Below are 26,309 nucleotides of genomic sequence, written 5' to 3' on the forward strand. Positions count from 1 at the left end.
CCAGCCTGCAGGCGCGCAAGCAGACGTCGACGACCCAGAGGCCCGGTATTGTTCTCAACAAGCAATACCGGAGCCAGCCCGAAGGTCGTCTGTGAACTACCTACCGAGGCTTACCTCGATACGGCGAATGGGGCAATGCAAGACCTGAGCGCATTTGCGTCTATCACTGCCCCCGCAGATCGAATGCGGCCCGCTCTCGTAGGTTGGTCCGCTCGGCCGGGCTGTGAGACCCAGCGCCCGCCGGGGTGAAGGAAAAACGGCCCCAGTACAAATGCACTGCGACCGTTGTACCCCGAACAATCGGGGCATTCTTCCCGTCACGCAGACGTATTGATCTGCGTACCAACGGGCCCGACGGTCGCCAAAGCCAGCGGCGACTGCACAGATGACATCAGCTGATTCATCTGTGCAGCCTGATTTTCGAGCGTGTCTTTTAACAGACTCGCCTGGGCATCCTGGCTTTGGTTGTGCTGCTGTAAAGCCATCGCGGTAGCGACGGTCGAGCTAACACTTCCTGCGTCCATAATTCTCCTTCTATTCAAGACATGGAACCACACCGGCCTATCGGCGAACGGCGAGAAAACTGGAGTTCAGACCGGAGCGCCGGTCTCGAAGCTCGGGCTTCTACGGCAGGCGTTCTGCCGCCCGCACGACGCGACTGACCGTCGAATAATGCACGCCGAAATACGCGCCGATCTCGGCCATGCTGTAACCGCCGGACGCATAAGCCGCGGCGATCGCTTCATCGCGGGTATTGCTATGCGCAGCATAGTCGGCCAACGGCTTGGCCCGACCGGCACGCTGGGCGCGCGGCACTTCGGCAAGCGACCGGTTGGATTGGTCGAGCTTGGAACGCATCCGATCAACGAACGCGTCATCGCCCAGCAGTACTTGATTGGCTAACGCGACCCACGGCGCCGGCTGACCGCGCCCCTCGCTCACGAACCGCCGATACGCGAGCTGCGATTCTTTAAGGCGTGCGCCGAACGCCGACAGAATCCAATCAGTGGTCAGAAAACGCGGCACACCCGCACGCCCGGCGGTTGCGCGATAACTGCTCCACGGCCAATCGCCGGCACTGCGCACCATCTGCGCCCGTACCGGATTGAGCACGATATAGCGCGCCACCTCCAGCAGATACGATTCCTTCTGCACGATGATCGCTTTGTAACGCCCCTGGAACAGATGCCCGACCCGGCCATGCCGGCGGTTGCTGTACTGCGTATACACCCCGTTCAACTGCCGCATGCCTTTCGACAAATTGCCGTCCGGCGTCTCGATCAGCAGGTGATAGTGATTGGTCATCTCGCAATAGGCGTGAACCAGCCAGTTGAAGCGATCGGCGACATCCGCGAGCACATCGAGAAATGCCTGGCGATCTTCATCGTCTTCGTAGATTGCTTCCTGACGATCGCCGCGCGCGGTGACGTGGTAGAGCGCGCCGGCGAATTCGAGGCGTAAAGGGCGGGCCATGGCTGTCTTACTGTTGCGGTTTGAGGTTAAGTTTAACCGGGTCTATGCACATGCAAGACCTGACCCCATTTGCCCTTTCGCCAGATTACCGTCGGGCGTTTAGACATGACCCCATTCCTCGCGTACCGCTTGCTAATCAGGAAGCATTCGCGAGCTTTCCACATTTCGTCAATGACATCGCAAGATTTCGCTCGATAGCATCGGGTCGGTAAGGGCCAGTTAGCTTACCCAACCTAGGAGATACGTTTACCACCTCGAAGCCTCCGCCACCTACCCAAGAAGTTGCTCCGGTGACACCGCCAGGATCTTTGCCATCAACAACATTTTGAAGTCGTGGCAACAAATACTTAAAAACTGTATCGGCGTTTCGCTCAGCGACCAACCATCGACGTCGCATCTTGTGAGCAACTGCCGCCGTCGTACCGCTACCGGCAAAGATATCCACAACCAATTCCCCAGGATTCGTCGCTATATGGATAATGCGCTCAAGCAGCGACTCGGGCTTAGGAGTGTCGAACACTTCTTTGTCCGGGAATAGCGCCATAAGGTGTCGCTTGGCATCATCGTTCGTGCCGGTGTCAGAAGTTCCCCAAACCGTAAACGGAACAAGACCGCGGAGTTGATGCGCAAAAAGCTTAAGACGAGGTGATCCCGCGCCACCCTTCGGAAACCAGATCCGCTCGTCGGCGACTAAACTCTGATACGTCGCTTCCGTCGCATACCAAGAACGCCCCCGCGGCGGACGCTGAACATTTCCGGCGGGCGTAACGATGTCATATTGCTGAGCACTACGATAGCCGGGAGCAGTGAACGGCGCGTCTGTCCACGGACCTCTAGGATCGTTATCTCGGTTGACTAAGTCAGCACCGTCTTTAACGAGCAAATTTCTAGATGTCTTCCATTTCTTCGGACCGCTGGGCGCGTAAACGACAATCGTGTCGTGGTTCTCAGAAAATGCAGCACGTGAATCGCGAGTATTTTTTTTCTGCCACACCACAGACGCAACGAATGCGCCCTCGCCAAAGACTTCGTCCATGACAGAACGAGCGCGATGCACTTCAGCATCATCTAAGTGAACCCAAATGCTTGCGTCCTCAGCAAGTAGCGGTCGAAGCGCCATCAGCCGATCACGCATCATACTCAACCACATTGGGCGCTTCATGGTGTCGCGATACTGCCGAAAATTCACCTGCGTGTTAAAAGGCGGGTCAATATAGACGAGACGAATTCCGCTTTCGAAGATGAGGGCATCTCCAGAAAGTGCTTCCAAAATGTCCAGCCCGTCCCCTACCGCCACTATATTCGGTCGTTCATTACCGTGATGCGACGTAAGTCTTTCCAGCTTTAGGGGGACTTTTAGTCGGTTGCAAGTGGGCTCTACCCACTCATAACTGCTGTTTCCTGACGCACGCAGCGCCATATCTTTATTCGGCCAAACAAGCTCGACGTCAGACATATAATTCCCCGAAATTCTGACCTACCAGTGTGCAGCGGGGTATTTTTACTACCCCTCAAATTAGAATACCATCCGCGGATCCAATAAGCGTAAGGCCTACTCATGATTCAGCGTGCCCTAGGAAAAGGTCAGAAGGAATTACCATTCGGTGGCGCCGATTCCGCTCCAATAAAACCTTTCATCAGATGGGCTGGAGGCAAGACGCGATTGCTCCCCCGCATTCTTCCCCACGTGCCAAACTCGATTAATAACTACTATGAACCTTTCCTTGGCGGTGGCGCCGTTTTCCTTTCTTGTGCTCACAGAGTCGCCGGGCGTTCATATTTGGCAGACCTAAATGAACACCTGATCGCAGCGTGGATTGCGATGAGAGACCATCAAGCCGATCTTAGCCAACTATTGGAGTGGTACCTGAAAAACGACTCGAAAAACTTCTATTATGACGTCCGTGCGATGGCACCACATTCTCTGATAGAAAAGGCTGCACGTTTCTTATATCTGAATGGAGTGTCTTGGAACCATCTGTGGCGCGAGAACTCCAGAACCGGAGCGATGAACGCGCCTTGGGGCGATCGCAGCTTCAAAGGCTTCAGTGACGCCACCTTTAAGTCCATTAAGATTGCTCTCGCTGGCGCAGAATTTTCTACAGCTGATTTTCGAGAAACACTACAGAACGCTACTCGTGGAGATTTTGTGTATTTCGATCCGCCATATCTTCCGATTTTTACAAGCTCAGGCACAGAAAAAGAGCCAACCGCAAAATTTAACAAATATACGGCTAAAACATTCGAAATTGCTGACCTTGTAGATCTATCACGCATTTGCGATGAACTATCTCGCCGGGGCGTACAGTGGGTGATGTCCAACCGCGACACGGAGGTTGTTCGCGACTTATTTCCAGGAACAGACATTGTACGGTTCACAACTCACCGCGCTCTTGCAGCACAGAGTAAACGTGAGGTGGAAGCACGTAAATCCCCTGAGGCAATCATTATCGGAAAACCAAGATGAGCGCTCAACCGGTTGAATGGGTGCTTGTAATTTATTACGGGTCCTCAGCGCACAGAGCTACTTACGGGCGGCTGGATGGAAAAGTAACTAGTTATACGAAAGACTATATCCAACTTTCGAGAAAAAAAGATTTCCTCGACACCGTAAAGAAATTATTTCCAGAACTAAAAAGCTCCGGTTCTGAGCGAATCATCTACCGATGGGTAACTGGGAAGGCACCAGGAAACCTCGTCTTGAGGTCGGCTGACCGGCCGCACCTTAAGTGGGAAACACGTCTTGGCGCACCCGATGTTTGGAAAATGTCGCTTACGCCGCAAGACTCTGGCGCAGCAACAATCCCCGGGGATCCATCCCATCGCGAGTTTGAGGCTGCTGAAAATGAATTAGCATTACTATCGAGCCGTGGTGCCGGCCAGCCCTACCTATTGGCAATCAAGCTTAGGAATGAATCCCAAACACTTCATTTGCGCTGTTATCTTGGAGATCCGGCTCAGCACTACGCATGGGCCGATCTCAAGCTCATACCGCAGTTGATTCAAACTCTGGCCAAAACCACATCTAGAAATTCAGCCCTTGCCTGGTCGGTTTTTCACAGCGGAGGTATCGCACCCAACGCGGTAATCGAGGACACACTTTATAGGCTACTTGCATCCAAAACTCCCGTTTCTTTTATAGACGCGCTCGATGACGACACGGGTCGTGAACTTGCTTATTATCTCAGGCGTCCTGGTTACGGGCTATTTTTCGATCCTGCAAAGAATCACGACGCTTGGTCGGTACCGCCATCTCTCGGTGATAAAAGCGCGAAATCTTTTACCTTTCTAGATAGCCTACTACGAGCGCGCTACCCAGTTACCAATTCGAGCGACGCGGCCGCAGAAACTTATGATGTTTCACCTAGCGAGGTCGCGGAATTCCGTGGTCAAATAGAGCAAAAGAATTACGAAGTACCCGATTCCAAAACAACAATCAAAACTAGGGGCAGCGCACAAAGGGCATTTGCAGAAGCGGTGAAAAAAAACTATGCATTTCGATGCGCAATCACTGGTATAGAGACTGAAGTTTTTCTCGTCGCATCGCACATTGTGCCCTGGAGCAAGGATCAAACTATACGGCTAGACCCCTCCAACGGCATTTGCCTATCAGTACTCGTAGATCGCGCTTTTGAAAACGGATACCTATTGATCGAAGACGATTTAACTATTCGTATTGACTGGAGCAAAATCGAAGACGACTTGGTATTGCAGCAACAACTTAAGCTGTACGACGGATGCAAAATTACCGCGCCGACACGAGAAATACCTAAAGCAGAATATCTCTATCGGCGTCGCGAGTTTGTCCGTTCGGAAAAATAGGCGATTGCTCGTTTCTCGGCCCACCATTTTGTGCCTGAACTACTGCTCCAGTAAACATGATATTGTATTTCCGAAATTTCGTGAGAAATCCTCAACGGAAAATTTGCATTGGTACGCCTTCCGTTAGTCGGGCAAGGACGCGAGTCGTCGATGTTATTTAGAACGGCCGGGGGCGCATACTCAGCCGCGCTGGCTATTACGGCCCCGTATCAATCCCAGCTAAGCGCCCCACCCGACTGATACTCAATCACCCGAGTCTCAAAGAAGTTCTTCTCCTTCTTCAGATCCATCATCTCGCTCATCCACGGGAACGGGTTTTCGGCGCCCGGGTACAGCTCGGCCAGGCCGATCTGCGAGCAGCGGCGGTTGGCGATGAACTTCATGTACTCGTCGAACATGGCGGCGTTCAGGCCGAGCACGCCGCGGGGCATGGTGTCGTGGGCGTATTCGATTTCCAGGTGCATGGCCTCGTCGATCATCGCGCGAACCTCGCTCTGGAAATCTTCGGTCCAGAGGTTGGGGTTCTCGATCTTGATCTGGTTGATGACGTCGATGCCGAAGTTCAGGTGCATGGACTCGTCGCGCATGATGTATTGCATCTGCTCGGCGGTGCCGGTCATCTTGTTGCGGCGCCCGAATGACAGGTACTGCACGAAACCCGCATAGAACCAGATGCCTTCGAAGATGACGTAGAAGGCGATCAGGTCACGCAGGAAGATCTGATCGTTCTCAAAGGTGCCGGTCTTGAAGTCGGGGTCGTTTAGGCTCTGGGTGTACTGCATGGCCCAGGCGGCCTTGTTGTGCACGCTGGGCAGCTCACGGTACATGTTGAAGATCTCGCCCTCGTCGAGGTTGAGGGACTCCACGATGTACTGGAAGGTATGCCCGTGCACGGCTTCCTCGAAAGCCTGACGCAGCAGGTACTGGCGGCATTCGGGGTTGGTGAGGTGCTTGTAGACGCCGAGCACGATGTTGTTGGCGACCAGCGATTCACTGGAGGCGAAGAAGCCGAAGCCGCGCTTGAGGATCTGACGCTCGTCGTCGGTTAACGCGTCCGGGTCCTGCCACATGGCGATGTCGGCGGACATGTTCACTTCCTGCGGCATCCAGTGGTTGGCGCAGGCGTTCAGGTACTTTTCCCAGGCCCAGGTGTACTTGAACGGCACCAGTTGGTTGACGTCGGCGCGGCAGTTGATGATGCGCTTGTCGTCCACCGAGACGCGGTCGCCGCCGAGTTCGACCTGTTCCAGACCGGTCACGGCTTCTTCCGGGCCGGACTGATTGGTCTTCTCGGCCTGCTTGTCGAGCGCGTACGGATCGGGCGAGACGCCTTCACCGGCCGGATTCGGGTTGGCCGTGGTCGGCTTGGGCGTGCCGGGGCTGTCGTCCTGGCGCGGGGTGTCTTCGAAGTCGAGCATGATTGTTCTCTTTTGCTGTGCTTCGTTAAAAAGCGATGTTCTGTTGTGTGTCGGCGCTATAGCGAGAAGAAGAACTGTCCGCAGATGAACGCAGATTGACGCAGATACAAGAACGGCTTGTTGCTCTGTATTTCATCTGCGTGTCTCTGCGTTCATCTGCGGATCACTGCCTTCCTTCTTGGTCTTCGCCTTACTGACAGGCCTCACAATCCGGATCGTCGATGGCACAGGCCATGGGCGCGGTGGGCTGGGCCTGCGGCGCGGGCGTGGCCTTGGGGGCCGCACCGTTACCGTTCGCGCTGGCTGCGGGCGCCGCGGATTGGGCCGCACGGCTGGCGCCGCCGACCGAACCACCGGCACCTGCGCTATTGCCATTCCCTTGGCCACTACCGGCGCCGCCATTGCCGACCGCGTTCAGACGGTGATCGGTGATGGTGGACTTCTCGGTATGCGTGGCACTCATGGAACGCAGGTAATAGGTCGTCTTCAGGCCCTTGGTCCAGGCGAACTTGTAGAGCTCGTCCAGCTTGCGACCCGACGGTTCGGCCATGTACAGGTTCAGGCTCTGGGCCTGATCCAGCCACTTCTGGCGACGCGAACCGGATTCGATCAACCAGCGGGCATCGATCTCGAAGGCGCATTTGTAGAGCACCTTGAGGTCGTCCGGAATCCGGTCGACGGCCTGCACGGAGCCGTCGTAGTACTTGAGGTCGTTGGCCATGACCTCGTCCCACAGGTCCAGTGCCTTGAGGTCTTCGACCAGGTAGGGGTTGATGACGGTGAACTCGCCCGACAGGTTCGATTTGACGTACAGGTTCTGATACGTCGGCTCGATCGACTGCGACACGCCGGTGATGTTGGCGATGGTCGCGGTCGGCGCGATGGCCATGCAGTTGGAGTTACGCATGCCGACCTGGCCGATGCGGGTGCGCAGGGCTTCCCAGTCCAGGGTCTGCGTCTCGTCCTGATCGAGGTATTCGGCGCCACGGTTGTCGCGCAGGATCTGGATGGAGTCGATCGGCAGGATGCCCTGATCCCACAGGCTGCCCTTGAAGGAACTGTAGGCACCGCGCTCTTCCGACAGGTTGGTCGAGGCCTTGATGGCGAAATAGCTGATCTGCTCCATGGAGCGATCGGCGAATTCCACTGCCTGGTCGGATTCGTAGGGCAGCTTCAACTTGTACAGCGCGTCCTGGAAGCCCATCAGGCCCAGGCCGACCGGGCGGTGACGCAGGTTGGAGTCACGCGCGGTCTTGACGCTGTAGTAGTTGTACTCGATGACGTTGTCGAGCATGCGCATGGCGGTGTTGATCGTGCCTTCCAGCTTGGCCACGTCCAGCTCGCCCCTACCCTCTTTATTCAAGACGATATGCTGCGGCAGGTTCACCGAACCCAGGTTGCAGACCGCGATTTCCTTGCCCGGCGAGGTGTTGAGCGTGATCTCGGTGCACAGGTTGGACGAGTGCACCACACCCTTGTGCTGCTGCGGGCTGCGCAGGTTGCACGGGTCCTTGAAAGTGAACCAGGGGTGGCCCGTTTCAAACAGCAGGCTGAGCATCTTGCGCCACAGATTCACGGCCGACAGCGTCTTGTAGTTCTTGATCTCGCCGCGCGCCGCCTTGGCCTCATAACCGGCATAGGCTTCTTCGAAGGCCTTGCCGGTGAGATCGTGCAGGTCCGGCACGTCGTTGGGCGAGAACAGCGTCCACGGCTCGTCGTTGAGCACGCGTTTGACGAACAGATCCGGGATCCAGTTCGCGGTGTTCATGTCGTGGCAGCGACGACGGTCGTCGCCCGTGTTCTTGCGCAGGTCGAGGAATTCCTCGATGTCCTTGTGCCAGGTCTCGAGATAGGCACAGACCGCCCCCTTGCGCTTGCCGCCCTGGTTCACGGCCACAGCGGTGTCGTTGACCACTTTCAGGAACGGCACGACGCCCTGCGACTTGCCGTTGGTGCCCTTGATATGGGCGCCCATGGCACGCACCGGCGTCCAGTCGTTGCCGAGGCCGCCGGCGAATTTGGACAGCATGGCGTTGTCGCGCACCGCGCCGTAGATGCCGTGCAGGTCATCCGAGACGCTGGTGAGATAGCAGCTCGACAGCTGCGGACGCAGGGTGCCGGAGTTGAACAGCGTGGGCGTGCTGCTCATGAAGTCGAAGCTCGACAGCAGCTTGTAGAACTCGATGGCGCGTTCCTCGCGCTCGATCTCGTTGATCGCCAGGCCCATCGCCACGCGCATGTAGAACGCCTGCGGCAGTTCGAAGCGCTTGGACTCGTGATGGATGAAGTAGCGGTCGTAAAGGGTCTGCAGGCCCAGGTAGGTGAATTGCAGGTCGCGATCGGCGATCAGCGCGTTACCCAGCTTGTCGAGGTCGTACTCGAGCAACTCGGGGTCCAGCAGCTCGTGCTGCACGCCGGTGGCGATGAAGTCCTTGAAGTAGGCGGGATAGCGTTCGCGCATCTCGGCGTGGGTGGCATATTCCACTGCGCCTTCGGCGAGGAAGCTCAGGCCTTCGTGACGAATCTTGTCCATCAGCAGGCGCGCGGCGACCGTGCCGTAGTTGGGCTCGGCCTCGAGACGCTGGCGCGCGGAGAGCACCAGTGCCGTGGACAGTTCGTCCTCGGCAATACCGTCGAAGGCGTTCTTGAGCGTGTCCTTTAGGACCTGCTCGGCGGAGACACCGGTCACTCCGGCACAGGCTTCGTCGATGACCCGGCCCAGACGGTCGCGATCGAGCGCGCGGGTGGTGCCGTCCTTGAAGGCGACATTGATATCGCTGGATACGGCCGCCTCGGCGCCGCCGCCGGCTGTTTTTTGGGCGGCCTGCTTGGCGGCACGCTCCTGGGCGCGTTCCTCGCGGTAGAGCACGTAGGAGCGCGCGACCTTGTGCTCGCCGCTGCGCATGAGCGCGAGCTCGACGTAGTCCTGGATATCCTCGATATGCACCGCGCCACCACCCGGCAGGCTGCGGGTCACGCCCTGCACGACCTGCTCGGTGATGTTCTTGACCGTTTCGCGGATACGGCTGGAGGCCGCGCCCTGCTGACCCTCCACGTCGATAAAGGCCTTGGTGACGGCCAACTCGATCTTGGATGCGTCGAACGGCGTGACCTTGCCGTTGCGACGGATGACCTTGTGACCGCCCGGCGCGGTCGCTTCGATGCTCGCGCCGTAGACGTTGCCGGCCGCCGGCTCGCCGGACTGCTGCTCGCGCGATTGCGCGCGCTCGGAAACCTGTGTCTGTTCCATGTTCACTCCGCGCTGTACGGCCCGTTTGGAAACGAGAACGCGCCGTGGATTGTCGAACCCCCAAAATCTTCAACGACGCTGCACAGGCTGACTGCAACGTTGTTATTCACAAACTCTACCCCACTAGATGCTGTGGTCAAGGGCCAGTTAACAACCCTGTAGAGACTATATGTTGTGTTTGGCGGTGTACAAGCGGTGCACAACGCTGTGGATAAACCCGGGGCAAAAAGCGGCGATACCGCATGGCTCAAGGCCTGCGCGGATTGATCACCCATTCGCCGCCGCGGTGGACAATGACGCGCAGCGCGCCGCGCGTGCATACCGGCCATGAGCGCGCGCAAACCGACGAAAAACTCGGCTCTCTTTTTGCAACAGCAATCAAAACAATCGCTTGCAGCGGCAGCACCGGAACGCCGGAACAACGATTATTTTTTTTGTCACTTGCGCCGTATTCCATAGCAAGACACCGTCCGCGCATCTGGCCCGCAGCCGCAATCCAAGCGACAATAAAGTCTTCGCGCACAGCGCATCCGCAGAGCGCCTGCGCAGGATCGCGCCACGACAGAACAGCAGAGAAGCCGACCGTATCCGTCCCACCAGCCACACGCCGCCCGCTCTCCCGCCACGAACAATCCGGTGCGGCCTATCCCATCACAAGACCACGCCCACACCTGCCCGACCCAGAATCCGTGCATGAACACAACCGAGGTGCCTGAATGGACATTATCGTGATTCGCCACGGCATCGCGCTCGACGGCGACGGTGCCCATAAGCTCGGCCTGTCGGACGCCGAACGCCCGCTCACTCCACACGGCCAGCGCCGTACCCGCGCCGCCGCCAGCGGCCTGCGCGCCACGCTCGACGGCGCCCGAGTCGACGATATCGTGGTCAGCCCGTTGCTGCGGGCACGCCAGACCGCCGATATTCTGGCCAGCTATCTGGACGACCCCACCCTGGAGGAAGCCGAGGTGCTGGCACCGCCGGTGGACATGGAAGCACTGGACGCCTTCCTGCACAGCCATTTCGGCGACCGCCGGCTGATCCTCGTCGGCCACGAGCCGGATCTGGCGACCTGGGTGTCCTGGAGCCTGACCCGCCGGCGTGACCGCCTGATGGCGTTCAAAAAAGCCGGCGCGGCGATGCTCGAGTTCCCCGGCCCGCCCGAAGGCGGCACCGGCACCCTGCGCTGGCTGCTCACCGCGGCCCAGCTGCGCGCGCTCGGCTAGCGAAGCCGCCGCCATCACATGCTCGACTGGCTGATCATCGGCGGCGGCCCGCAGGGGCGTTTTGCCGCGCGTGCCATCGCCGCGGCCGCGCCCGGCGCCGATGTGGCCGTGCTCGATACGCGTGCGCCGCTGGCCGCCTGGCAGCGCCGTGCCGATGCCTGTGGCATGACTTATCTGCGCTCATCCGGCGCTCACCATCTGGGCCAGCGCACTGACGACCTGCGCCGTTTCGCCGCCGCGCATGGCTTCGACGACGCCCACCGGCTGGGCTATTACCGGCGCCCCTCGCGGGCCCTGTTCGAAGCCCATGCCGATGAGGCCCTGGCCGATGTGCCCACTATCCACGCCCATGCAAGCGCTGTGGAACAGGCCCCGCGCGGCTGGCGCGTGCATACCCGCGCCGGCGCCAGCCATCGCGCCGCGCGCGTGGTGTTCGCGGCCGGGCCGAACCGGCCCTATCGCCCGGCCTGGGGCGCCGACGCCGAACACGTCTACGACCCCGCGTTCTCGCTGACCGCATCGGGCGAACGCGTCGCCGTGATCGGCGGCGGCATCACCGGCGCCCAGTTGGCGCTGCGTTGTCACGACGCCGGCCGGCAGGTGTGCTGGGTGACCCGCAACGCGCCCCGGCCCGCCGATTTCGACAGCGATCCCTGCTATGCCGGCCGCCTGTGCCTGGAGCCGTTCGCACGCGCATCGCGCAAAGCGCGCAGCGCCCTGCTCGCACAGGCCCGCATGCCGGGCACGCTGCCGCCGGATATCTTTGCCCGTATTACCACCGTTCTGGCCAGCGCGCTGGCCGCCGGCCAGATCGCCTGGCGGCGCGGTGAAATCGTCTCCCTCGATGATGCCGGGCTGGTGTTCAGCGACGGCCGCCGCGTCGAAGCCGACCGGCTGGTACTGGCCACCGGTTTCGACGCCGCCCCGCACCGCGACAGCCTGCTCGGCCGAACCATGCACGGACTCGAGCTGGGCGCCGACGACGCCGGCCATCTGCTGATCAACGAACAGCTGGAAGCCGCGCCCGGCCTGCACGTCATCGGCCGCCCGGCCAGCCTCCGGCTCGGTCCGATGGCCGGCAATATAAAGGGCGCGCGCCTGGCCGGCCAGCGTCTGGCTTCGTTTGCCGCCGTCGCATCGGCCCGATACGCACAACGGGCGTGACAGGCCACGCCGCATACAGGAGCATTCACGACCGAGGCGCTACCCGGTTCTGACGTTGGGCGCGCGGTGCCCGCGTCATTCGATCGACCTGGAGGAGACGAGCAATGACGCATCCGGAGCTACCCTGGGACGGCGGTTGCCGCTGCGGCGCCGTGCGTTTTCGAATTTCACGCCCGCCACTGCTGACCATGGCGTGTCACTGCCACGGCTGTCAGCGCATGACGGCCAGCGCATTTTCCACGAGCATGGCGATTCCGGTCGACGGCTTCGTCGGTAATATCGGGCACGACTGTCGTGGGCGGGCTCGGCAATCCCGAAATCCCCCACGAACACTGCGATCGCTGCAAGAGCTGGCTGTTTACCCGCTTGCCGGCACAGGCCGGCTTCGTCAACGTGCGCGCCACCATGCTCGACGACGCCAGCTGGTTCGAACCGTTCATCGAGACATTCACGCGCGAGGCCCTGCCCTGGGTACGCACGCCGGCACGACACCGCTACCCCGGCTTTCCGCCGATGGAGGCGTATGCCGATCTGATTGCCGAATACGCGGCCGGTTAGACGACCCGCTCGGGCCTGGCGCAACCGGCTAATCGGCCCTTGATTATGTAGAAAGCTCAGCTCGCCGTTTCGACGTCGACCCAAGCGTTAGACACACGCAAGCAAAACCGTTTCACGCAAAGCCGCGAAGACACGCCAGCAATGGCAAGACCACGTCTGTAATACACGGCCATCTGTCCATTGCGTCTTGGCGTGAGCCATGCGGTGGGACCATCAGCTTACGTGCCTCTGCCCAGCCGATTGGGCAGCGTGTCATACACGATCAAGAATCGGCTTTGCCTGCTCTAGGCGGCAGCGACGCAACGAAACACAGACTCGTTTCGAGCCAGTGCATCAGATCCGTATCGGCCTCGAAGCCGGGCGGCGCCACGAACACGAAACCACGCAACGGCCGGCCGGTGAAATCCATCGCTCGCGCGTGGGGCCGTGCGAGGGCCTCGGCATATTGATCGGGGCCGACTCGAACCATCAGGTCATCGGCGACGATACCGCAGGCCATGTGTCCGCCGACCATGAAAACCAGGCCACCGAACATCGCTCTTTCGCTGATGTCCTGGACGTCGGCCGCGGCAAACGCCTCGCGCAGTCGCTCGGCGAGGCCGGGGTCAAACGTCATGAGCCCGGATATCCCGCGATGTTCGGACCGTGACGGCGACCATGGCGACTAGCGTGATCGCGTCGCATTTTTCAGGAGCCGCCGGGCGAGTCGTGCCGCTCAGGAACGAAGGCTCTAGCAGCGCTGCGGCTTGAGTGAAGAGCAAGCGAGTCCCGCGTCAAATGTGGGCCTATCATTCCATCAGCGGCGGCGCGTCCTTGAGATAATCGCGGCGCTTGTTGGTGGCCTCGCCGATGAGCGCGAAGCCGAGCATCTGGCCGTCGGCGTCGACGAAGGCGGCTTCCAGATTCGGGGACTTGCCTTCGATCCGCCATTCGCCGTGCGTCGATACGGGGGGATAGACGATGACCGGGCAGACATGGGTCTTCACGATGATCGGCAGGGTCGGATACTTGACCTGACCGGGGGTGTCGCCTGCGCCGCCGGCCAGGGTCTTGCCGAGCGTGCGCGCGCACTGCATGAGCGGGCCGACATAGGGCCGCCAGTGGCCGTCGACCTCGGCGCAGTCGCCGAGCGCGTAGATATGCGGGTCGCTGGTGCGCAGGCTGCGGTCCACGACGATGCCGCGATCGACGGTCAGCCCGGCCTTGTCCGCGATCTCGACGCCGGCCCGCAGGCCGACCGCGGAAAGCACGATATCGGCGCGGATGGTGTCGTCGTTGTCGAGCACGACCTCGAGCTGCTTGCCGGACTCGTGCACGGCCACCGCCGCGTGGTCCAGATACCAGTCGACGCCGGCGTGGGCGAGCTCGCGCTTGACCGCCTTGCCGCAGGCTTCGGGCAGCAGTTGCGACAACGGCCAGCCGGCCGGGTCGGCCACCGAGACCTTGTAGCCGGCCTCGAGCAGGTCGTTGGCGAATTCACAGCCGATCAGCCCGGCGCCGAGTACCGCGATGTGTTTCGCCTCGCCGAGATTGCGGCGAAACGTGCGGTAGTCGGCCAGGTTGTTGATCTTGTGCACGGCCTGGGTGGCGTCGCCGCCGAGCTGGAGCACGATCGGGTCGGCGCCGAAGGCGAGCACGAGCTTCGAGTACTTGAGGGTATCGCCATTGAGCCGGACTTCGCGCGCCGCGGGATCGATCGACTCGACCTGGCGATGGGTGAGAATCTGCGCATCCAGCTCGGCGGCCATCTCTTCGGCGCTCTTCTTGATCAGATCCTCGGGGGTCTGGCCCTTGGCATGCGCCTCGGACAGATCCGGCTTGTAGTAACTGGCGCCGTCGTCGCGGGTGACGAACACGATCGGCGTGTCCTTGTCGTGCTTGCGCAGTTCGCGGGCGGTGCCGTAGCCGGCCAGGCCGGTGCCGATGATGAGGATCGGATCCATGCGTTTCGTCCTGTATGCAATCAAAAACGGGCCGCAAGAGCGGCCCGTGATATCAGTCCGGAGAGACTAGGGCGTGTTGCCGCTTGGCCCGACGCCGCGCCAGCGGCCATTTTGGTGCAAGACAAGGCGCAGTGCGCGTCGTGTAGCCGCGCTACATGAGCGTGCTGCAACGCCGTATTGCAGGAAAATGGACGCTGTCCCGAAGGGTTGCGGCCCAAAATCGCGCCATACGGCGTTGCGCGGTTTGACCCTAGAATGACTAGGGTCGGCACCCCGCGCCTTGTCTGGCCCGATTTTGGGGTGCAACGCGGGGCCGTGCCAAACGGCAACACGCCCTATCCGACTTCCATCATTTCGAAATCATCCTTGGGCGCGCCGCAGTCGGGACAGGTCCAGTCGTCGGGAATGTCTTCCCACTTGGTGCCCGGCTCGATGCCTTCGTCCGGCATGCCGGCGGCCTCGTCGTATTCGAATCCGCAGACGATGCATTGCCATTTCTTCATTGCTATCCCTTGCACTCGTGTGTCGCCAATCAGCAGTGCCATGGTAACCGGCGGTCAAAAAACAGGCGCTGCGAGTACAGCGCCTGTGCGATGGGGGCCAAGGCTATCAAAACCGCGCCGGCACGGCGACGACTTCAGTCCGCGGCCGACACCGGCGGCGGATAGGCGGCCAGCAGACGGGCGCGCGCCGCGGGTTGCAGACTGGCCTGGCGCAGGTCGCCGTTGTAGTGCGCCAGCACGCGCTTGTCCATGACCCGATACCAGAGCGGCGGGAAATAGGCGAGCACGATCATGCCGGCATAGCCGGTCGGCAGCTCCGGCGCCTCGTCGAAATGCCGCAACGACTGATAGCGACGCGTCGGATGAGCGTGATGATCCGAATGACGCTGCAGATGAAACAGCATGATGTTGGTTACGATGTGATCGTTATTCCAGGAATGCTCGGGCTTGCAGCGCTCGTAGCGGCCATCCGCGTCTTTCTTGCGCAGCAGTCCGTAGTGCTCGGCGTAGTTGACCGCCTCCAGCAGCGAAGCGCCCAGCACCGCCTGAATGATCAGAAACGGCAGCAGCGCAATGCCGAACACAGCCATGAGTACGCCCCAGAGGATCGCGGTCATGCCCCAGGCCTGCAGCACCTCGTTGTGCACGCTCCAGGTCGAATGTCCTTTCCGCGCGAGGGTGCGTTTCTCGATTTCCCAGGCCGAACGCAGGCTGCCGGACACGGTACGCGGCAGAAACGCCCAGAACGATTCGCCCATGCGCGCGCTGGCCGGATCTTCCGGGGTGGCGACCCTGGCATGATGGCCGCGGTTGTGTTCGACATAGAAATGGCCATAGGCCACCGGCGCCAGCGCGATCTTGGCGAGCCAGCCTTCCAGCCAGGTGCGCTTGTGCCCCAGTTCGTGCGCGGTGTTGATGGAGATGCCCGAGAGCATGCCGATCGTGGTCACGAAGCCCAGCCACTGTGCGATGGTCAGATCCTGGGTGCCGACGATCGCGCAGGCCCCGATGAACAGCCCCATCTGCACCGCCACATATATATAGGTGGAATAGCGATAGAACGGGTCGTGCTCGAGGATCTCCATGACCCGCTCGGGCGGGTTGCTGCTGTCCTTGCCGATGAAATAATCGAGTAGCGGAACGACCGCATAGACCACGATCGGCCCGGAAAAGATCAACCAGGTGATGCCGGTGGCCCAGCCGGTGAGCGCGATCGCGGCCACGATGATGATGATGCCGAAGCCCATCGGCCACAGCCAGCGCTTGCGGTCGTGGGCGCGGGCCTCGGCCAGGGTCATGTCAACGCTGCTCATGCCGGGTCTCCTCCGGTTCGTTATGGGTTTGTCGCGCCGCGCCGAAATCGCGTTCGGCATTGCGACGATATTTCTATTACATTGGACACTGTCAGAATCTATCAATTGACCGACTGATTAGTCAATCGACTGTGCTAACGTTCAGAAATTATCGATCGCATCACGTTGTGCTCATGGCTCCATACGCTGATCCCCCCTCCGGTGATACGCGCGAGCGCGTTCGCGAAACCGCGTTCAAGCTGTTCGGGCGATTCGGCTACGACGGCGTATCGATGATCACGGTGGCGCGCGGCGCCAGCCTCACCAAGGCCGCGCTCTACTGGCACTACGCCAGCAAGGAAGCGCTCTACGCCGACTGCATGCGCGAAGTCATCGGTGTTTTCGAACAGCACGTCTTTGCGCCGGCCGCGCGCGAGCAGGATCCGATCGAACAGATATTCGCCCTGTTCGGCGGCCTCGAAGCGCTGGTGGACGACCCGCGCCTGGTCGACGGCATCGCCGGCTACTGGCTCAAGCCGAGCACGGCTGCCGTGGAAGAAGCCCGTGCGGTGCAGGATGGGTTCGAAGCGATGGCCGAACAGCTGGTCCAGGGAATACTCGAGGAGGCACGCGCCGCTCAGGCGTTGAACGTGGAAGGCTCGATGCGCGATATCGCGCGTGCCTTCATCGCGCTCATGGAAGCCGTGGTGCTACCGCTAGGCAACCGCAGTGCCCGCGATCACCGCCGCCTGGTGGGCGTACTCGCACATATCTTCTTCCAGGCCCATGCGCGCGCGCCCGAACTGGCGACGCGGGCGGCACGCCTGCTCGATGCGGCGCCCGAGCAACGGCGCACGGCCACGAAATAAGCGCTTGAGCGACCGCGCCGGTTACTGAAGAATCAACAACAACGATGCGCGTCCCGCAAGCCGCGGGCCACGGAGGAAGATTCCATGAGCAGTGCCCTGAAAGATATCGTGACGGCCGAGGCCGACAGCCAGGAAACCCAGCGCCTCTTCGATGCCCAGCGCAAGCGCGCGCTGGTGCTTCGCACGTCCAGCGCCGACGAACGCATCGCCAAGCTCAAGCGCCTGCGGGACCTCGTTCACGAGCGCACCCGGGATATCTACGCCGCCTGCCACGCGGATTTCTCCAAACCGGCGCCGGAAGTCGATATCACCGAGATCCTGCCGATCGTCATGGAGGCGAATCACGCCATCCGGCATCTGAAGAACTGGATGAAACCGGATCGCAAGCGCCCCACCCTGCTCATGTTCGGCACCTCGGCCGAAGTGCGCCACGAGCCGCGCGGCGTGTGCCTGATCATCTCGCCCTGGAACTATCCGCTCAACCTGAGCCTGGGCCCGCTGATCTCGGCGATCGCGGCCGGCAACACCGTCATTCTCAAGCCGTCGGAAATGACCCCGCACTGCTCTGCCTTCATGGCCGACCTGCTCGCCGACGTGTTCGAGGAAGACGAGGTGGCGGTCGTGCAGGGCGCGGTCGAGACCTCACAGCATCTGCTCTCGCTGGCCTTCGACCATATCTTCTTCACCGGCTCGCCGGCGGTCGGCAAGATCGTGATGAAGGCCGCCGCCGAACATCTGACCTCGGTGACGCTGGAACTGGGCGGCAAATCGCCGACCATCATCGACAAGAGCGCCGACCTCAAGACCGCCGCGCAGAATCTGGTCTGGGGCAAGTTCGCCAACAACGGCCAGACCTGTATCGCGCCGGACTATATGTATGTCCACGCCGACATCGCCGACGCCTTCGTGGAGGCCACCCGCAAGGCCCTGGAAAAACTCTACGGCAAGCGCGACAAGATGGCGGCCAACGGCGACTACTGTCGCATCGTCAACAACAAGCATCATGCCCGCGTGCAGGGGCTGATCGACGACGCCACCGAGCGCGGCGCCCACATGCCGATCGGCGGCGGCGCGAACAGCGACGACAACTATCTGGCGCCCACGGTACTCACCGACGTCGACGCCGAATCGCGCATCCTCGACGAGGAGATCTTCGGCCCGGTGATGCCGATTCTCCCCTTCACCGACGTCAATCACGTGATCGCCGCCATCAACGCCAAGCCCAAGCCGCTGGCGCTGTATGTGTTCGCGCGCGACAACGAGTTCATCAAGCAGGTGCTCGCCAACACCTCGGCCGGCGGCTCCTGCGTGAATCACTCGATGGTGCAGTTCCTGCACGCCAACCTGCCGTTCGGGGGTGTCAACAACTCCGGCATCGGCAACTCGCACGGGCATTACGGCTTCAAGGCGTTCTCGCATGAGCGTGCCATCGTGCGCGAACGTTTCTCGCTGGCGTTCCTGTTTCTGCCGCCCTACAAGGGCTTCACGAAATGGTTCATCCGCTTTGCGGTTCGCTGGCTGAATTGATATCCGGGCGTTCCAATACAGGCGCTGATCCGCCATTGCGCAGACGACCCGAGTTGCGATGTGCCGACACCGTCGATGGACGTTGTCGCAAGTCGACGCGGCTCGTTTTGCGGCCAAACTCGCAGCGAACGCGCAACGCCATGGCTGCGGTAAGCTGACGCCCGCCGTCGGGCCAGGACGTGATCGACTCGACGCAGCGCCGCAACGAACGCTGCCGGCATCCCGGTTGTCATATCCGCAAGAACACACTCGGCGCCAAGTCCGACACACAGCAATAGCACCTCGAAACGAAGCGGCGGAAGCGCGACCATGAAGAAAGGCATCATCATTGCAGTCGTCGTGCTGGCGGCTATCGCGGCCAGCGCGTACTGGTTCGAGACCCGGTCACCAACGCCCGGGCCCAGCCCGACGACCGAACCGGCATCCCCTGCCCCGGAGACAAACGAAGGCGAGCAGAACACACCCCCGGCCAACGCCGGCGAGACGGTCCCGCCCGAGCCAAACGCCCAGGCCGAAGCCGAACCGGCGCCACCACCGCCGCCCAAGGATTTCTGCGCGCGGGATTTCGCCGACGTCGAGGCCCGCGAGGCCGATGCGTCACGACTGAAGGCGCAAGGCGGTCTGGTGCATATCTTCGAGCGCGAGGCCCAGTTGGCGGATCCTTACGGCTGCGCGGATTTCTATCTGCAACACGGCCTGGATATCGACGCCACCGATCCACGTTCGGATCACGAGCCACTCAGCGGCCTGTTCTTCGCGATCCAGCGCAACGACCCGAAGATGCTCAACTTCATGATCGACCACGGCGCCGATCTGAAAAAACGCGCCGGCAAGAAAGATACCCGGGCGCTGGGCTACGCCTATTATCTGGCCCTGAACGACACGCGCATCAATCGCAACGAAGTGATCGGTATTCTGGATGCGGCGCTGACCCGGCAGGCCGAGAACGGCGCGTCAACGGCAGCAGGCGACAAGCCCTAAACCGCGCCCTACACCCTTCAATTCTTCTGCGTCGTACCGACTCGGGCGGCCGATGCGTGTGCGCTATTTATCAGCACGTCATTTAATTGACGAACGACAAAATATTGACAGTCTCAAAACCATCGTGCTAACTAGCCATTCCGGTATCGACCGGCACAGGGGTTGGCTTGAGGGGCAACAGCATGGAATGCCCAGCGGGCCGAGATGACAACCAAACCATTTCGGGAGACGAACAATGAAGACGAAAGTGCTCGCAATCGCGGCTCTGACGCTGGCCGCCGGCACCGCCAGTGCACAGGATGGCCCGCTCGCATCGCTTACCGCGGGCCTGGGCTCGGGCTCTGATCTGCTTAACCAGGTGCTGTCCGACACTACCGGGGCGCTGGTGGGCTCCTCCGGCGAAGGCAGCGGTTCCGATATCGCCGACGGTCGCCCCTCCGGCGTGCTCGGCGGCGGCGCCCTGCTCACCGACACGGTGGACGGCGTTCTCGGCCAGACGGTGTCCGGCATTCGCGGCGGCAGCGATGTGCTTGCCAACAGCGTGGAGATCGGCGCACAAGCACTGACCGGCGGACTTCAGAACGGCAACCAGTTGCTCGGCGCTACCTTGCTCAACGGCGCTGCGACTCTGGTCTCGGCGATCGAGATGGGCGGCAACCAACTCGACGGCGCGCTAGCCGGCGCCGATTCACTGCCCGGACTTGGCGGCCCGGTCGGCGGTCTCGACAGCCTGCCAGGCCTTGAAGGGCTGCCCGGCGCCGACGCATTGCCGGCACTCGACAGCGTCCCGCTGCTCGGTTCGCTGCTGAACGGTGATGGCCTGCCCGGCCTGGACTCGCTGCCGGGCCTCGATGGCCTGCCGGGCTCCGATGCACTGCCAGGCCTGGACGGCGTGCCGCTGGTCGGCTCGCTGCTGGGCGGCGGCAGTCTTCCGGAGCTCGGCGCTCTGCCGGGGCTGGATTCGCTACCGAGCGTTCCGGGCCTGGGTGATCTCGACCTTGGCGCCTTGGCGGCAGGCGACGCGTCCGCCAGCAACAACACCGTTGCCAGCATGGAGTTCTAGCGAGCGACCCCGAGATGCCGGCCGCTCCGCCCCCCCCCCGGCGGCGGCCGGCCCGAAGAACAATAACGACATACGGCTGATGCACTCTTAAAGGCGCCTTAGGGCGCCTTTTTTTATGGGCGGTTCGCGGGCGAGAACAGCCGCGACGGAACAGGCCGTCGCAGGACTGTCGCCCTCTAGCCGATCAACCCATGGCCGTATCGACACGCACGGAATCGCCGGGTCGCGGGTGAGCATGGAGGCAAAGCTCTTCCCTGCTCGGACGCGCGGGCCGGCTGCCACACGACATGAACGAAGCCGGCAGCTCTGGCCCGCAGACGCCCTAGAACTCGGTCTTCACGGTAAAAAAGAAATCGGCTTCGTTGCGGCGCTTGAAATCGTCGTCGTAGACATCGAGATTGCTGCTGCTCAGACCGTTGGCGACGTAGGCGCTGACTTCCAGATGGGGCAGAGGACTCGCCTCCAGCTTGAGGCCGTAGTCGCTGGCCGATACATCCGGCTGGACACTGTTCTCGTAGCGCGCGCTGCCCGCTTCCACGAAGGCCGCCAGGCGCAGCGGGCGCGAGAACAGGAACCAGCGCGGCGTCTGCAACTGGACGCGGCCGTAGGCACCCGAGTCACCGACGAGCACGCCCGGCAAATAGGCGCTGAGGTTGTCGCTGCCACCGAGCACCCATTGCTGCTGCTGGGGCAGCGTGTCGCCGCCCGACAACTGGCCCTTGCCGTGCAGTGACAGCACCCATTCGGACGGCAGATGGTAGCGGACGGTAAACTTGCCGTCGTAACGGGCGAAATCGGCGCTGCGATCGGACGCAATCACGTTGTCGATATCGCCAAAGCCGTGCTTGTAACCGCCGCCACCGCTGATATTGATCTCGCGGCCAAACACGTATCGCGTATGCGACGCGGTCAGCCCGACGCGAGCCGCCCCGTACTCCTCGTCCTGCAGGGACAGCCCGTTCAAGGGCAGCCGACCGTTGGTCACCAGGCCATCGCCGTCGGTGAACTCGAGATCGGATTTCACGTACTGCAACTGCTCTTCCAGAATCAGTCGCGTGCTGCGATCGGCGTAGATGAACTGATTGCCGCTGGCGCCGACATCGACGATGCGCGCCCGCTCACGCTCGCCCACGAACAGGCGATCGTCGAAGCGATCCTTGATGCCGTATTCGGTATAGGTCGCGCTGAGCCCGTACAGGCCGAAGCGATTCACCGTGGTATAGGCGACGCTGTAGTTGTCGTAGTCGGTGCCGTTGCGCGGGTTGCCCAGCCCCGTGAAAGCGGCGCCATAGCCCAGGGCGACGGTATCGCCGTTGGGCAGCCGCCCCTTTAGATTGGTGAAGCCGAAATAACGGCCCAGGAAACGATTGCCCGGATTGCCGAACGTCGTGGTCCAGGTGAGCGGCTGATAATCGAGCTTCCTGGCGCCGTCGAGCACCAGCGTATACCGCGTCGGGTCATTCGGATCCACGCGATAGGCGGCATTCACATCGTAGCCGGCGCGGCCGGCCTTGATCTGTGCGAGCAGGCGTGCCGGCTCCAGATCGCTGCGCTCGATGTCGCGCTCGCCCACCAGTCGATCAAAGAAGGGCAATAGCCGCGGCGGCGCCTCGATCGCGGCCAGATAGCCCTCATTGACCTGCACGAGAATGGTATTGCCGTCAGCGGCGTAATCCAGATTGACGAGCGGATGGCCGTCCGCGGTATACAGTGCAGTCAGCAACCGAATGGCCTGAGATGGCGTGCTCGCCTGAGCGATGATGCTCAGCACCCGCTCACGCTGCAGATAGCTGTTACCGGCAATCTCGATACGGTACGGCCCGATATCGTAGGCGATGATGCGCCCAGCCCGGCGCGCACGCATGTCACGCTGCCGCAGCGGCGCCACTTCGGCCTGCATCGGCGGCACCGGCGGTGGCAAATCGAATGGCATGAAAGACCCCTCGTCTTTTTATTGTGGCCGGCGGTGATGCAGGCCGAGCGTCAATATTATGACACTTTCCATGTGACGAACAGCGAAACCGGCCCGTGAGAACACTCTCTCGGCCAACGCCCTGCCGACGCGCCTGATGCAAGGAAAGGCCGCGCCGACGCGCGCTCTTCTGAGCAGACATGGCGACAACGCCGTTGTAGCCGGATCAGCAGAAACCGCGGGACTCATCTCCAGACCATGGGACACTCGCAAAGACGACGTCGGACTACAGCGGGCACACCAGAACGACCGCCCACCGGGATCTTGGCCATCGTGACGATCGGGGTACGCGGTCTCGCCGCGACGCAGGCCCACTTGTCCGGCTTCGGCGCCAGGTGGGGCCACACATTGGCGAACGTGCTTCGTAGCCTTCACGGCACCCAGAACGTGCCGCCATGCATCACCCGCCGCGGTGCAGCCGAGTGTCACGCTGGTCATGTTTGGATGCAGCGCTGGCACCGGGTCGTCGCTCAATTCGGTTCTTGCCTGCGGTAGCCGACGCGTGGCCATGGGCTCGAATACGCTTATTTTTTCCGACGCGCGCAAACCCAGCACCGTGCCGGCACAGGTCTAATTCAATGACTCGACGTGGAGGAGGGCGACGGCTCTCGCGGCGCCCGGCCGCAGGACTCGCGACCGCATGCCCTGGGTTGGGCTGACCGCCTGCGCGCCCTAACCTGCCATCAAGCGCTCGCAGGCTTCCCGGTACTTGGCCGCGGTGTTGTCGATGATCTGCTGCGGCAGACGCGGGGCCGGCGCGGTCTTGTCCCAGTCCAGCGTTTCCAGATAATCGCGCACGTACTGCTTGTCGAAGCTGGGCGGACTCATGCCGATCGCATACTCGTCGGCCGGCCAGAAGCGCGAGGAATCCGGCGTGAGCGCTTCGTCGATGAGCACGATTTCGCCCGCGGGATCCACACCGAATTCGAACTTGGTGTCGGCGATGATGATGCCGCGTTTGCGTGCATAGGCCGCCGCGCGCTTATAGATCGACAGGGTGGCGTGGCGGATCTTGAGCGCACGCTTTTCGCCCACCAGTTCGATCACGCGGTCGAAATCGATCGCTTCGTCGTGTTCGCCGGCCTCGGCCTTGGTCGACGGGGTGAAGATCGGGTTGGGCAACTGCTGGGCCTGTTCCAGCCCGGCCGGCAGTTCGATACCGGACACCCGGCCGGTGGCCTGATAGTCCTTCCAGCCGGAGCCGATGATATAGCCTCGAGCGACCGCCTCGACCGGCAGGGCATCCAGACGCCGGACCAGCATCGCGCGCGCTTCCACCTGCCTGATCTCGTCGGCGGTGAGGATATCCTTGAGCGGGATACCGGCCCGATGATTGGCGATATCGTTGGTGAAATGATCGAACCAGAAGTTCGACACCGCGGTCAGCACCACGCCCTTGCCCGGGATCGGGTCGGGCAGGATGACGTCGAACGCCGACAGTCGGTCGGTGGCCACGATCAGCAGGTGGTCGTCGCCCACCGCATAGACATCGCGGACCTTGCCGCGCATCACCAGATCGAGACTGTGAAGATCGGATTCGAACAGGGTATCGGGCATCTTGACGGTGTCGCGTTGTATTCGGGCAGGAAGCGTTACTTTACCAGCCGCGCGGGGCCGCCGCGCACGTCCATCACTGGCTAGAACAGACCGTACGGCCCGGACACCGCGACCACGATCACCACCAGTCCGATCACGAGATTCACGGTCGCGAAAAAGCGCAGCTTGTTCATTGCTCGCGAGGCGTCGGCCAGCGCGCCCGCGGCGAGCCCCACGCGCACCCGTCGCCACGGCGAAAAGAACATATGCCCGAACAGCAGGAACATCACCCAGCCCAGCCCCTGCATGATGTGTACGTACAAGGGCGCCGCCGCCATGCCGCCGCTCACGAAGATCATGGTGTTGCCGGTAACCAGCAGCGTGATGATCGCGATCCAGACCCAGAGGAAGAATCGGCCCATGGCATTGGACAGCAGCGGCAGGCGCTCGGCGAGCGGCACGCTGGAGGCGGCCGGGCGCAGGATGCCCACCAGAAAGAACAATCCACCGACCCAGATCACGGCGGCCAGGGCATGCAGGGCAAGCAGAATCGGCATCTCAACGCTTCGCTGACAGGAACAATCCGCAGAGCGTAAACTAGCCGCGAACTCCGATCCACGGTTTTGTCATGCCTCGTTCATCCCATGCGCCGCTGATTGCGCCCTCTGTGCTCGCCTCCGATCTGTCCGCCCTGGGCGACGAGTGCGAAGCGGTCATCGACGCCGGCGCCGACTGGATCCATTTCGACGTGATGGACAACCATTACGTACCGAATCTCACCTTCGGCCCGCCGGTGTGCGCATCGCTGGCCAAGCGCCTGAAAAAGAGCCATCCCGACGTGCCCATCGACGTGCACATGATGGTCAAGCCGGTGGATGCACTAATCACGGCGTTTGCCGACGCAGGCGCGGCGTCGATCACCTTCCACCCGGAAGCCAGCGAGCATATCGACCGCAGCCTGCAACTGGCCATCGACGCCGGCTGCAAGACGGGACTGGTTTTCAACCCGGCCACGCCGCTGGAATATCTCAAATACGTGCTCGACAAGATCGACATCGTGTTGATCATGTCGGTGAACCCCGGCTTCGGTGGCCAGAGCTTCATCGAGGAATCGCTCGGCAAGATCGCCGAGGCGCGCGACATCATCGATGCCAGCGGGCGCGATATCCGCCTGCAAGTCGACGGCGGCATCAAGACCGACAACATCAAGCGTGTCGCCGAAGCCGGCGCCGATACGTTCGTGGCAGGCTCCGCCATCTTCGGCCAGCCGGATTACGCGAAGGTCATCGCGGACATGCGCGGCGAGCTGAGCTGACGCAGGGGCTGAGCAAAACAAATACAGCAAACGCATTGATCCGCAGATTGCGCAGATTGAAGAAAAGCAATGGGTTGTTTTGATATGGCGTGGACCGAGACGAACAGCGGATCGTTGCCATCGATTCCCTTTTCCGCTTTTTTATCTGCGTAATCTGCGGATAGCTGCTCGAGGAACCTGCCATAAAAGCCGACCCGACTTGGCAAGCCAGGCAGGATAAGTCAGCATTGCGGGAACCTGGCGCGAACCCGCGCGAGTAGCGAACGACGACAGACATGGCATCGAATCGATCGAAAAACACCGCCAACCGCGCCTTCGACGCGGCCTGGCGATGGCAGGAAGGCGACTGGCGGGGCTAGAACCCCTACTCTGGTCGCGCGTTTTCAGCTGTTTGCTA

22 protein-coding genes and 1 pseudogene are annotated in these 26,309 nt (G+C 61.5%); 10 read left to right on the forward strand and 13 right to left on the reverse strand.

The window, feature by feature from the left end:
- Nucleotides 1–317: 317 nt before the first annotated feature.
- The 3 genes from ACFOSU_RS04635 to ACFOSU_RS04645 form a co-directional block, all read right to left on the reverse strand.
- The gene (locus ACFOSU_RS04635; protein WP_380686947.1) at nt 318–524 is read right to left on the reverse strand and encodes a hypothetical protein; all 207 of its coding nucleotides are present in this window, start codon (nt 522–524) and stop codon (nt 318–320) included.
- Between the two features lie 100 nt (nt 525–624).
- Nucleotides 625–1,473, reverse strand: a complete 849-nt coding sequence (locus tag ACFOSU_RS04640; protein ID WP_380686949.1) for an REP-associated tyrosine transposase — start codon at nt 1,471–1,473, stop codon at nt 625–627.
- 136 nt (nt 1,474–1,609) lie between these two features.
- Nucleotides 1,610–2,929, reverse strand: a complete 1,320-nt coding sequence (locus ACFOSU_RS04645) for a site-specific DNA-methyltransferase (protein ID WP_380686951.1) — start codon at nt 2,927–2,929, stop codon at nt 1,610–1,612.
- 102 nt (nt 2,930–3,031) lie between these two features.
- On the opposite strand from ACFOSU_RS04645, the gene ACFOSU_RS04650 reads away from it, so the two are divergent.
- Both ACFOSU_RS04650 and ACFOSU_RS04655 read left to right on the forward strand, forming a co-directional pair.
- Entirely contained in the window at nt 3,032–3,940 is a 909-nt protein-coding gene (locus ACFOSU_RS04650) for a DNA adenine methylase (RefSeq protein ID WP_380686953.1), read from the forward strand.
- On the forward strand, nt 3,937–5,295 hold the full coding sequence (locus tag ACFOSU_RS04655) for an HNH endonuclease (protein ID WP_380686956.1): 1,359 nt from the start codon (nt 3,937–3,939) through the stop codon (nt 5,293–5,295). Before ACFOSU_RS04650 ends, ACFOSU_RS04655 begins: the two co-directional genes overlap by 4 nt.
- Before the next feature lie 209 nt (nt 5,296–5,504).
- Here the strand turns inward: ACFOSU_RS04655 and ACFOSU_RS04660 are convergent, their stop codons facing one another.
- From ACFOSU_RS04660 to ACFOSU_RS04670, 3 genes are all read right to left on the reverse strand, one after another.
- Nucleotides 5,505–6,713, reverse strand: a complete 1,209-nt coding sequence (locus tag ACFOSU_RS04660; RefSeq protein ID WP_380686958.1) for a ribonucleotide-diphosphate reductase subunit beta — start codon at nt 6,711–6,713, stop codon at nt 5,505–5,507.
- A 190-nt stretch (nt 6,714–6,903) separates the two neighbouring features.
- Nucleotides 6,904–9,963: a ribonucleoside-diphosphate reductase subunit alpha gene (locus ACFOSU_RS04665; RefSeq protein WP_380686960.1), complete on the reverse strand. Its 3,060-nt coding sequence runs from the start codon at nt 9,961–9,963 to the stop codon at nt 6,904–6,906.
- Between the two features lie 247 nt (nt 9,964–10,210).
- A complete protein-coding gene (locus ACFOSU_RS04670) occupies nt 10,211–10,486 on the reverse strand; it encodes a hypothetical protein (protein WP_380686962.1) in 276 nt (91 codons plus the stop codon).
- Between the two features lie 193 nt (nt 10,487–10,679).
- Between ACFOSU_RS04670 and sixA the strand changes: the two genes are divergently transcribed.
- The 3 genes and pseudogenes from sixA to ACFOSU_RS04685 all read left to right on the forward strand — a co-directional run bounded on the left by sixA (nt 10,680) and on the right by ACFOSU_RS04685 (nt 12,911).
- Nucleotides 10,680–11,189: a phosphohistidine phosphatase SixA gene (gene sixA / locus ACFOSU_RS04675; protein ID WP_380686965.1), complete on the forward strand. Its 510-nt coding sequence runs from the start codon at nt 10,680–10,682 to the stop codon at nt 11,187–11,189.
- An 18-nt stretch (nt 11,190–11,207) separates the two neighbouring features.
- Nucleotides 11,208–12,353: an FAD/NAD(P)-binding protein gene (locus tag ACFOSU_RS04680; protein ID WP_380686967.1), complete on the forward strand. Its 1,146-nt coding sequence runs from the start codon at nt 11,208–11,210 to the stop codon at nt 12,351–12,353.
- Nucleotides 12,354–12,457: 104 nt separating this feature from the next.
- Nucleotides 12,458–12,911, forward strand: a pseudogene (locus ACFOSU_RS04685) (GFA family protein).
- 262 nt (nt 12,912–13,173) lie between these two features.
- Here the strand turns inward: ACFOSU_RS04685 and ACFOSU_RS04690 are convergent.
- The 4 genes from ACFOSU_RS04690 to ACFOSU_RS04705 form a co-directional block, all read right to left on the reverse strand.
- Entirely contained in the window at nt 13,174–13,527 is a 354-nt protein-coding gene (locus tag ACFOSU_RS04690) for a TfoX/Sxy family protein (protein WP_380686969.1), read from the reverse strand.
- A 172-nt stretch (nt 13,528–13,699) separates the two neighbouring features.
- Nucleotides 13,700–14,854 (reverse strand): NAD(P)/FAD-dependent oxidoreductase, encoded by a 1,155-nt coding sequence (locus tag ACFOSU_RS04695; protein ID WP_380686971.1) that lies wholly within the window; start codon nt 14,852–14,854, stop codon nt 13,700–13,702.
- Nucleotides 14,855–15,189: 335 nt separating this feature from the next.
- The gene (locus ACFOSU_RS04700) at nt 15,190–15,357 is read right to left on the reverse strand and encodes a rubredoxin (protein ID WP_380686972.1); all 168 of its coding nucleotides are present in this window, start codon (nt 15,355–15,357) and stop codon (nt 15,190–15,192) included.
- Nucleotides 15,358–15,491: 134 nt separating this feature from the next.
- Nucleotides 15,492–16,670 carry an alkane 1-monooxygenase gene (locus ACFOSU_RS04705; protein WP_380686974.1) on the reverse strand — a complete coding sequence of 393 codons (1,179 nt, stop codon included), beginning with the start codon at nt 16,668–16,670 and terminating at the stop codon, nt 15,492–15,494.
- A gap of 173 nt (nt 16,671–16,843) precedes the next feature.
- Between ACFOSU_RS04705 and ACFOSU_RS04710 the strand changes: the two genes are divergently transcribed.
- From ACFOSU_RS04710 to ACFOSU_RS04725, 4 genes are all read left to right on the forward strand, one after another.
- Nucleotides 16,844–17,518, forward strand: a complete 675-nt coding sequence (locus ACFOSU_RS04710) for a TetR/AcrR family transcriptional regulator (protein ID WP_380686976.1) — start codon at nt 16,844–16,846, stop codon at nt 17,516–17,518.
- An 84-nt stretch (nt 17,519–17,602) separates the two neighbouring features.
- Entirely contained in the window at nt 17,603–19,045 is a 1,443-nt protein-coding gene (locus ACFOSU_RS04715; RefSeq protein ID WP_380686979.1) for an aldehyde dehydrogenase family protein, read from the forward strand.
- A 309-nt stretch (nt 19,046–19,354) separates the two neighbouring features.
- The gene (locus ACFOSU_RS04720; protein ID WP_380686981.1) at nt 19,355–20,026 is read left to right on the forward strand and encodes a hypothetical protein; all 672 of its coding nucleotides are present in this window, start codon (nt 19,355–19,357) and stop codon (nt 20,024–20,026) included.
- 235 nt (nt 20,027–20,261) lie between these two features.
- Nucleotides 20,262–21,089: a hypothetical protein gene (locus ACFOSU_RS04725; protein WP_380686983.1), complete on the forward strand. Its 828-nt coding sequence runs from the start codon at nt 20,262–20,264 to the stop codon at nt 21,087–21,089.
- 322 nt (nt 21,090–21,411) lie between these two features.
- Here ACFOSU_RS04725 and ACFOSU_RS04730 read toward each other — a convergent pair whose 3' ends face one another.
- The 3 genes from ACFOSU_RS04730 to ACFOSU_RS04740 all read right to left on the reverse strand — a co-directional run bounded on the left by ACFOSU_RS04730 (nt 21,412) and on the right by ACFOSU_RS04740 (nt 25,154).
- Nucleotides 21,412–23,022 (reverse strand): ShlB/FhaC/HecB family hemolysin secretion/activation protein, encoded by a 1,611-nt coding sequence (locus tag ACFOSU_RS04730; RefSeq protein WP_380686985.1) that lies wholly within the window; start codon nt 23,020–23,022, stop codon nt 21,412–21,414.
- 711 nt (nt 23,023–23,733) lie between these two features.
- Nucleotides 23,734–24,618, reverse strand: coding sequence for a phosphoribosylaminoimidazolesuccinocarboxamide synthase (locus tag ACFOSU_RS04735; RefSeq protein WP_380686987.1), 885 nt, complete (start codon nt 24,616–24,618; stop codon nt 23,734–23,736).
- A gap of 80 nt (nt 24,619–24,698) precedes the next feature.
- A complete protein-coding gene (locus ACFOSU_RS04740; RefSeq protein ID WP_380686989.1) occupies nt 24,699–25,154 on the reverse strand; it encodes a CopD family protein in 456 nt (151 codons plus the stop codon).
- 71 nt (nt 25,155–25,225) lie between these two features.
- Here ACFOSU_RS04740 and rpe point away from each other — a divergent pair, with 71 nt between their 5' ends.
- A complete protein-coding gene (rpe, locus tag ACFOSU_RS04745) occupies nt 25,226–25,912 on the forward strand; it encodes a ribulose-phosphate 3-epimerase (protein WP_380686991.1) in 687 nt (228 codons plus the stop codon).
- Nucleotides 25,913–26,309: the final 397 nt, after the last annotated feature.

It is taken from the genome of Salinisphaera aquimarina, from assembly GCF_042643355.1.
GTDB lineage: Bacteria > Pseudomonadota > Gammaproteobacteria > Nevskiales > Salinisphaeraceae > Salinisphaera > Salinisphaera aquimarina.

Coding starts and splice junctions, on each gene's coding strand:
- ACFOSU_RS04635 (WP_380686947.1), bottom strand. CDS start 524: ATGGACGCAGGAAGTGTTAGCTCGACCGTCGCTACCGCGATGGCTTTA.
- ACFOSU_RS04640 (WP_380686949.1), bottom strand. CDS start 1,473: ATGGCCCGCCCTTTACGCCTCGAATTCGCCGGCGCGCTCTACCACGTC.
- ACFOSU_RS04645 (WP_380686951.1), bottom strand. CDS start 2,929: ATGTCTGACGTCGAGCTTGTTTGGCCGAATAAAGATATGGCGCTGCGT.
- ACFOSU_RS04650 (WP_380686953.1), top strand. CDS start 3,032: ATGATTCAGCGTGCCCTAGGAAAAGGTCAGAAGGAATTACCATTCGGT.
- ACFOSU_RS04655 (WP_380686956.1), top strand. CDS start 3,937: ATGAGCGCTCAACCGGTTGAATGGGTGCTTGTAATTTATTACGGGTCC.
- ACFOSU_RS04660 (WP_380686958.1), bottom strand. CDS start 6,713: ATGCTCGACTTCGAAGACACCCCGCGCCAGGACGACAGCCCCGGCACG.
- ACFOSU_RS04665 (WP_380686960.1), bottom strand. CDS start 9,963: ATGGAACAGACACAGGTTTCCGAGCGCGCGCAATCGCGCGAGCAGCAG.
- sixA (WP_380686965.1), top strand. CDS start 10,680: ATGGACATTATCGTGATTCGCCACGGCATCGCGCTCGACGGCGACGGT.
- ACFOSU_RS04680 (WP_380686967.1), top strand. CDS start 11,208: ATGCTCGACTGGCTGATCATCGGCGGCGGCCCGCAGGGGCGTTTTGCC.
- ACFOSU_RS04690 (WP_380686969.1), bottom strand. CDS start 13,527: ATGACGTTTGACCCCGGCCTCGCCGAGCGACTGCGCGAGGCGTTTGCC.
- ACFOSU_RS04695 (WP_380686971.1), bottom strand. CDS start 14,854: ATGGATCCGATCCTCATCATCGGCACCGGCCTGGCCGGCTACGGCACC.
- ACFOSU_RS04700 (WP_380686972.1), bottom strand. CDS start 15,357: ATGAAGAAATGGCAATGCATCGTCTGCGGATTCGAATACGACGAGGCC.
- ACFOSU_RS04705 (WP_380686974.1), bottom strand. CDS start 16,670: ATGAGCAGCGTTGACATGACCCTGGCCGAGGCCCGCGCCCACGACCGC.
- ACFOSU_RS04710 (WP_380686976.1), top strand. CDS start 16,844: ATGGCTCCATACGCTGATCCCCCCTCCGGTGATACGCGCGAGCGCGTT.
- ACFOSU_RS04715 (WP_380686979.1), top strand. CDS start 17,603: ATGAGCAGTGCCCTGAAAGATATCGTGACGGCCGAGGCCGACAGCCAG.
- ACFOSU_RS04720 (WP_380686981.1), top strand. CDS start 19,355: ATGAAGAAAGGCATCATCATTGCAGTCGTCGTGCTGGCGGCTATCGCG.
- ACFOSU_RS04725 (WP_380686983.1), top strand. CDS start 20,262: ATGAAGACGAAAGTGCTCGCAATCGCGGCTCTGACGCTGGCCGCCGGC.
- ACFOSU_RS04730 (WP_380686985.1), bottom strand. CDS start 23,022: ATGCCATTCGATTTGCCACCGCCGGTGCCGCCGATGCAGGCCGAAGTG.
- ACFOSU_RS04735 (WP_380686987.1), bottom strand. CDS start 24,618: ATGCCCGATACCCTGTTCGAATCCGATCTTCACAGTCTCGATCTGGTG.
- ACFOSU_RS04740 (WP_380686989.1), bottom strand. CDS start 25,154: ATGCCGATTCTGCTTGCCCTGCATGCCCTGGCCGCCGTGATCTGGGTC.
- rpe (WP_380686991.1), top strand. CDS start 25,226: ATGCCTCGTTCATCCCATGCGCCGCTGATTGCGCCCTCTGTGCTCGCC.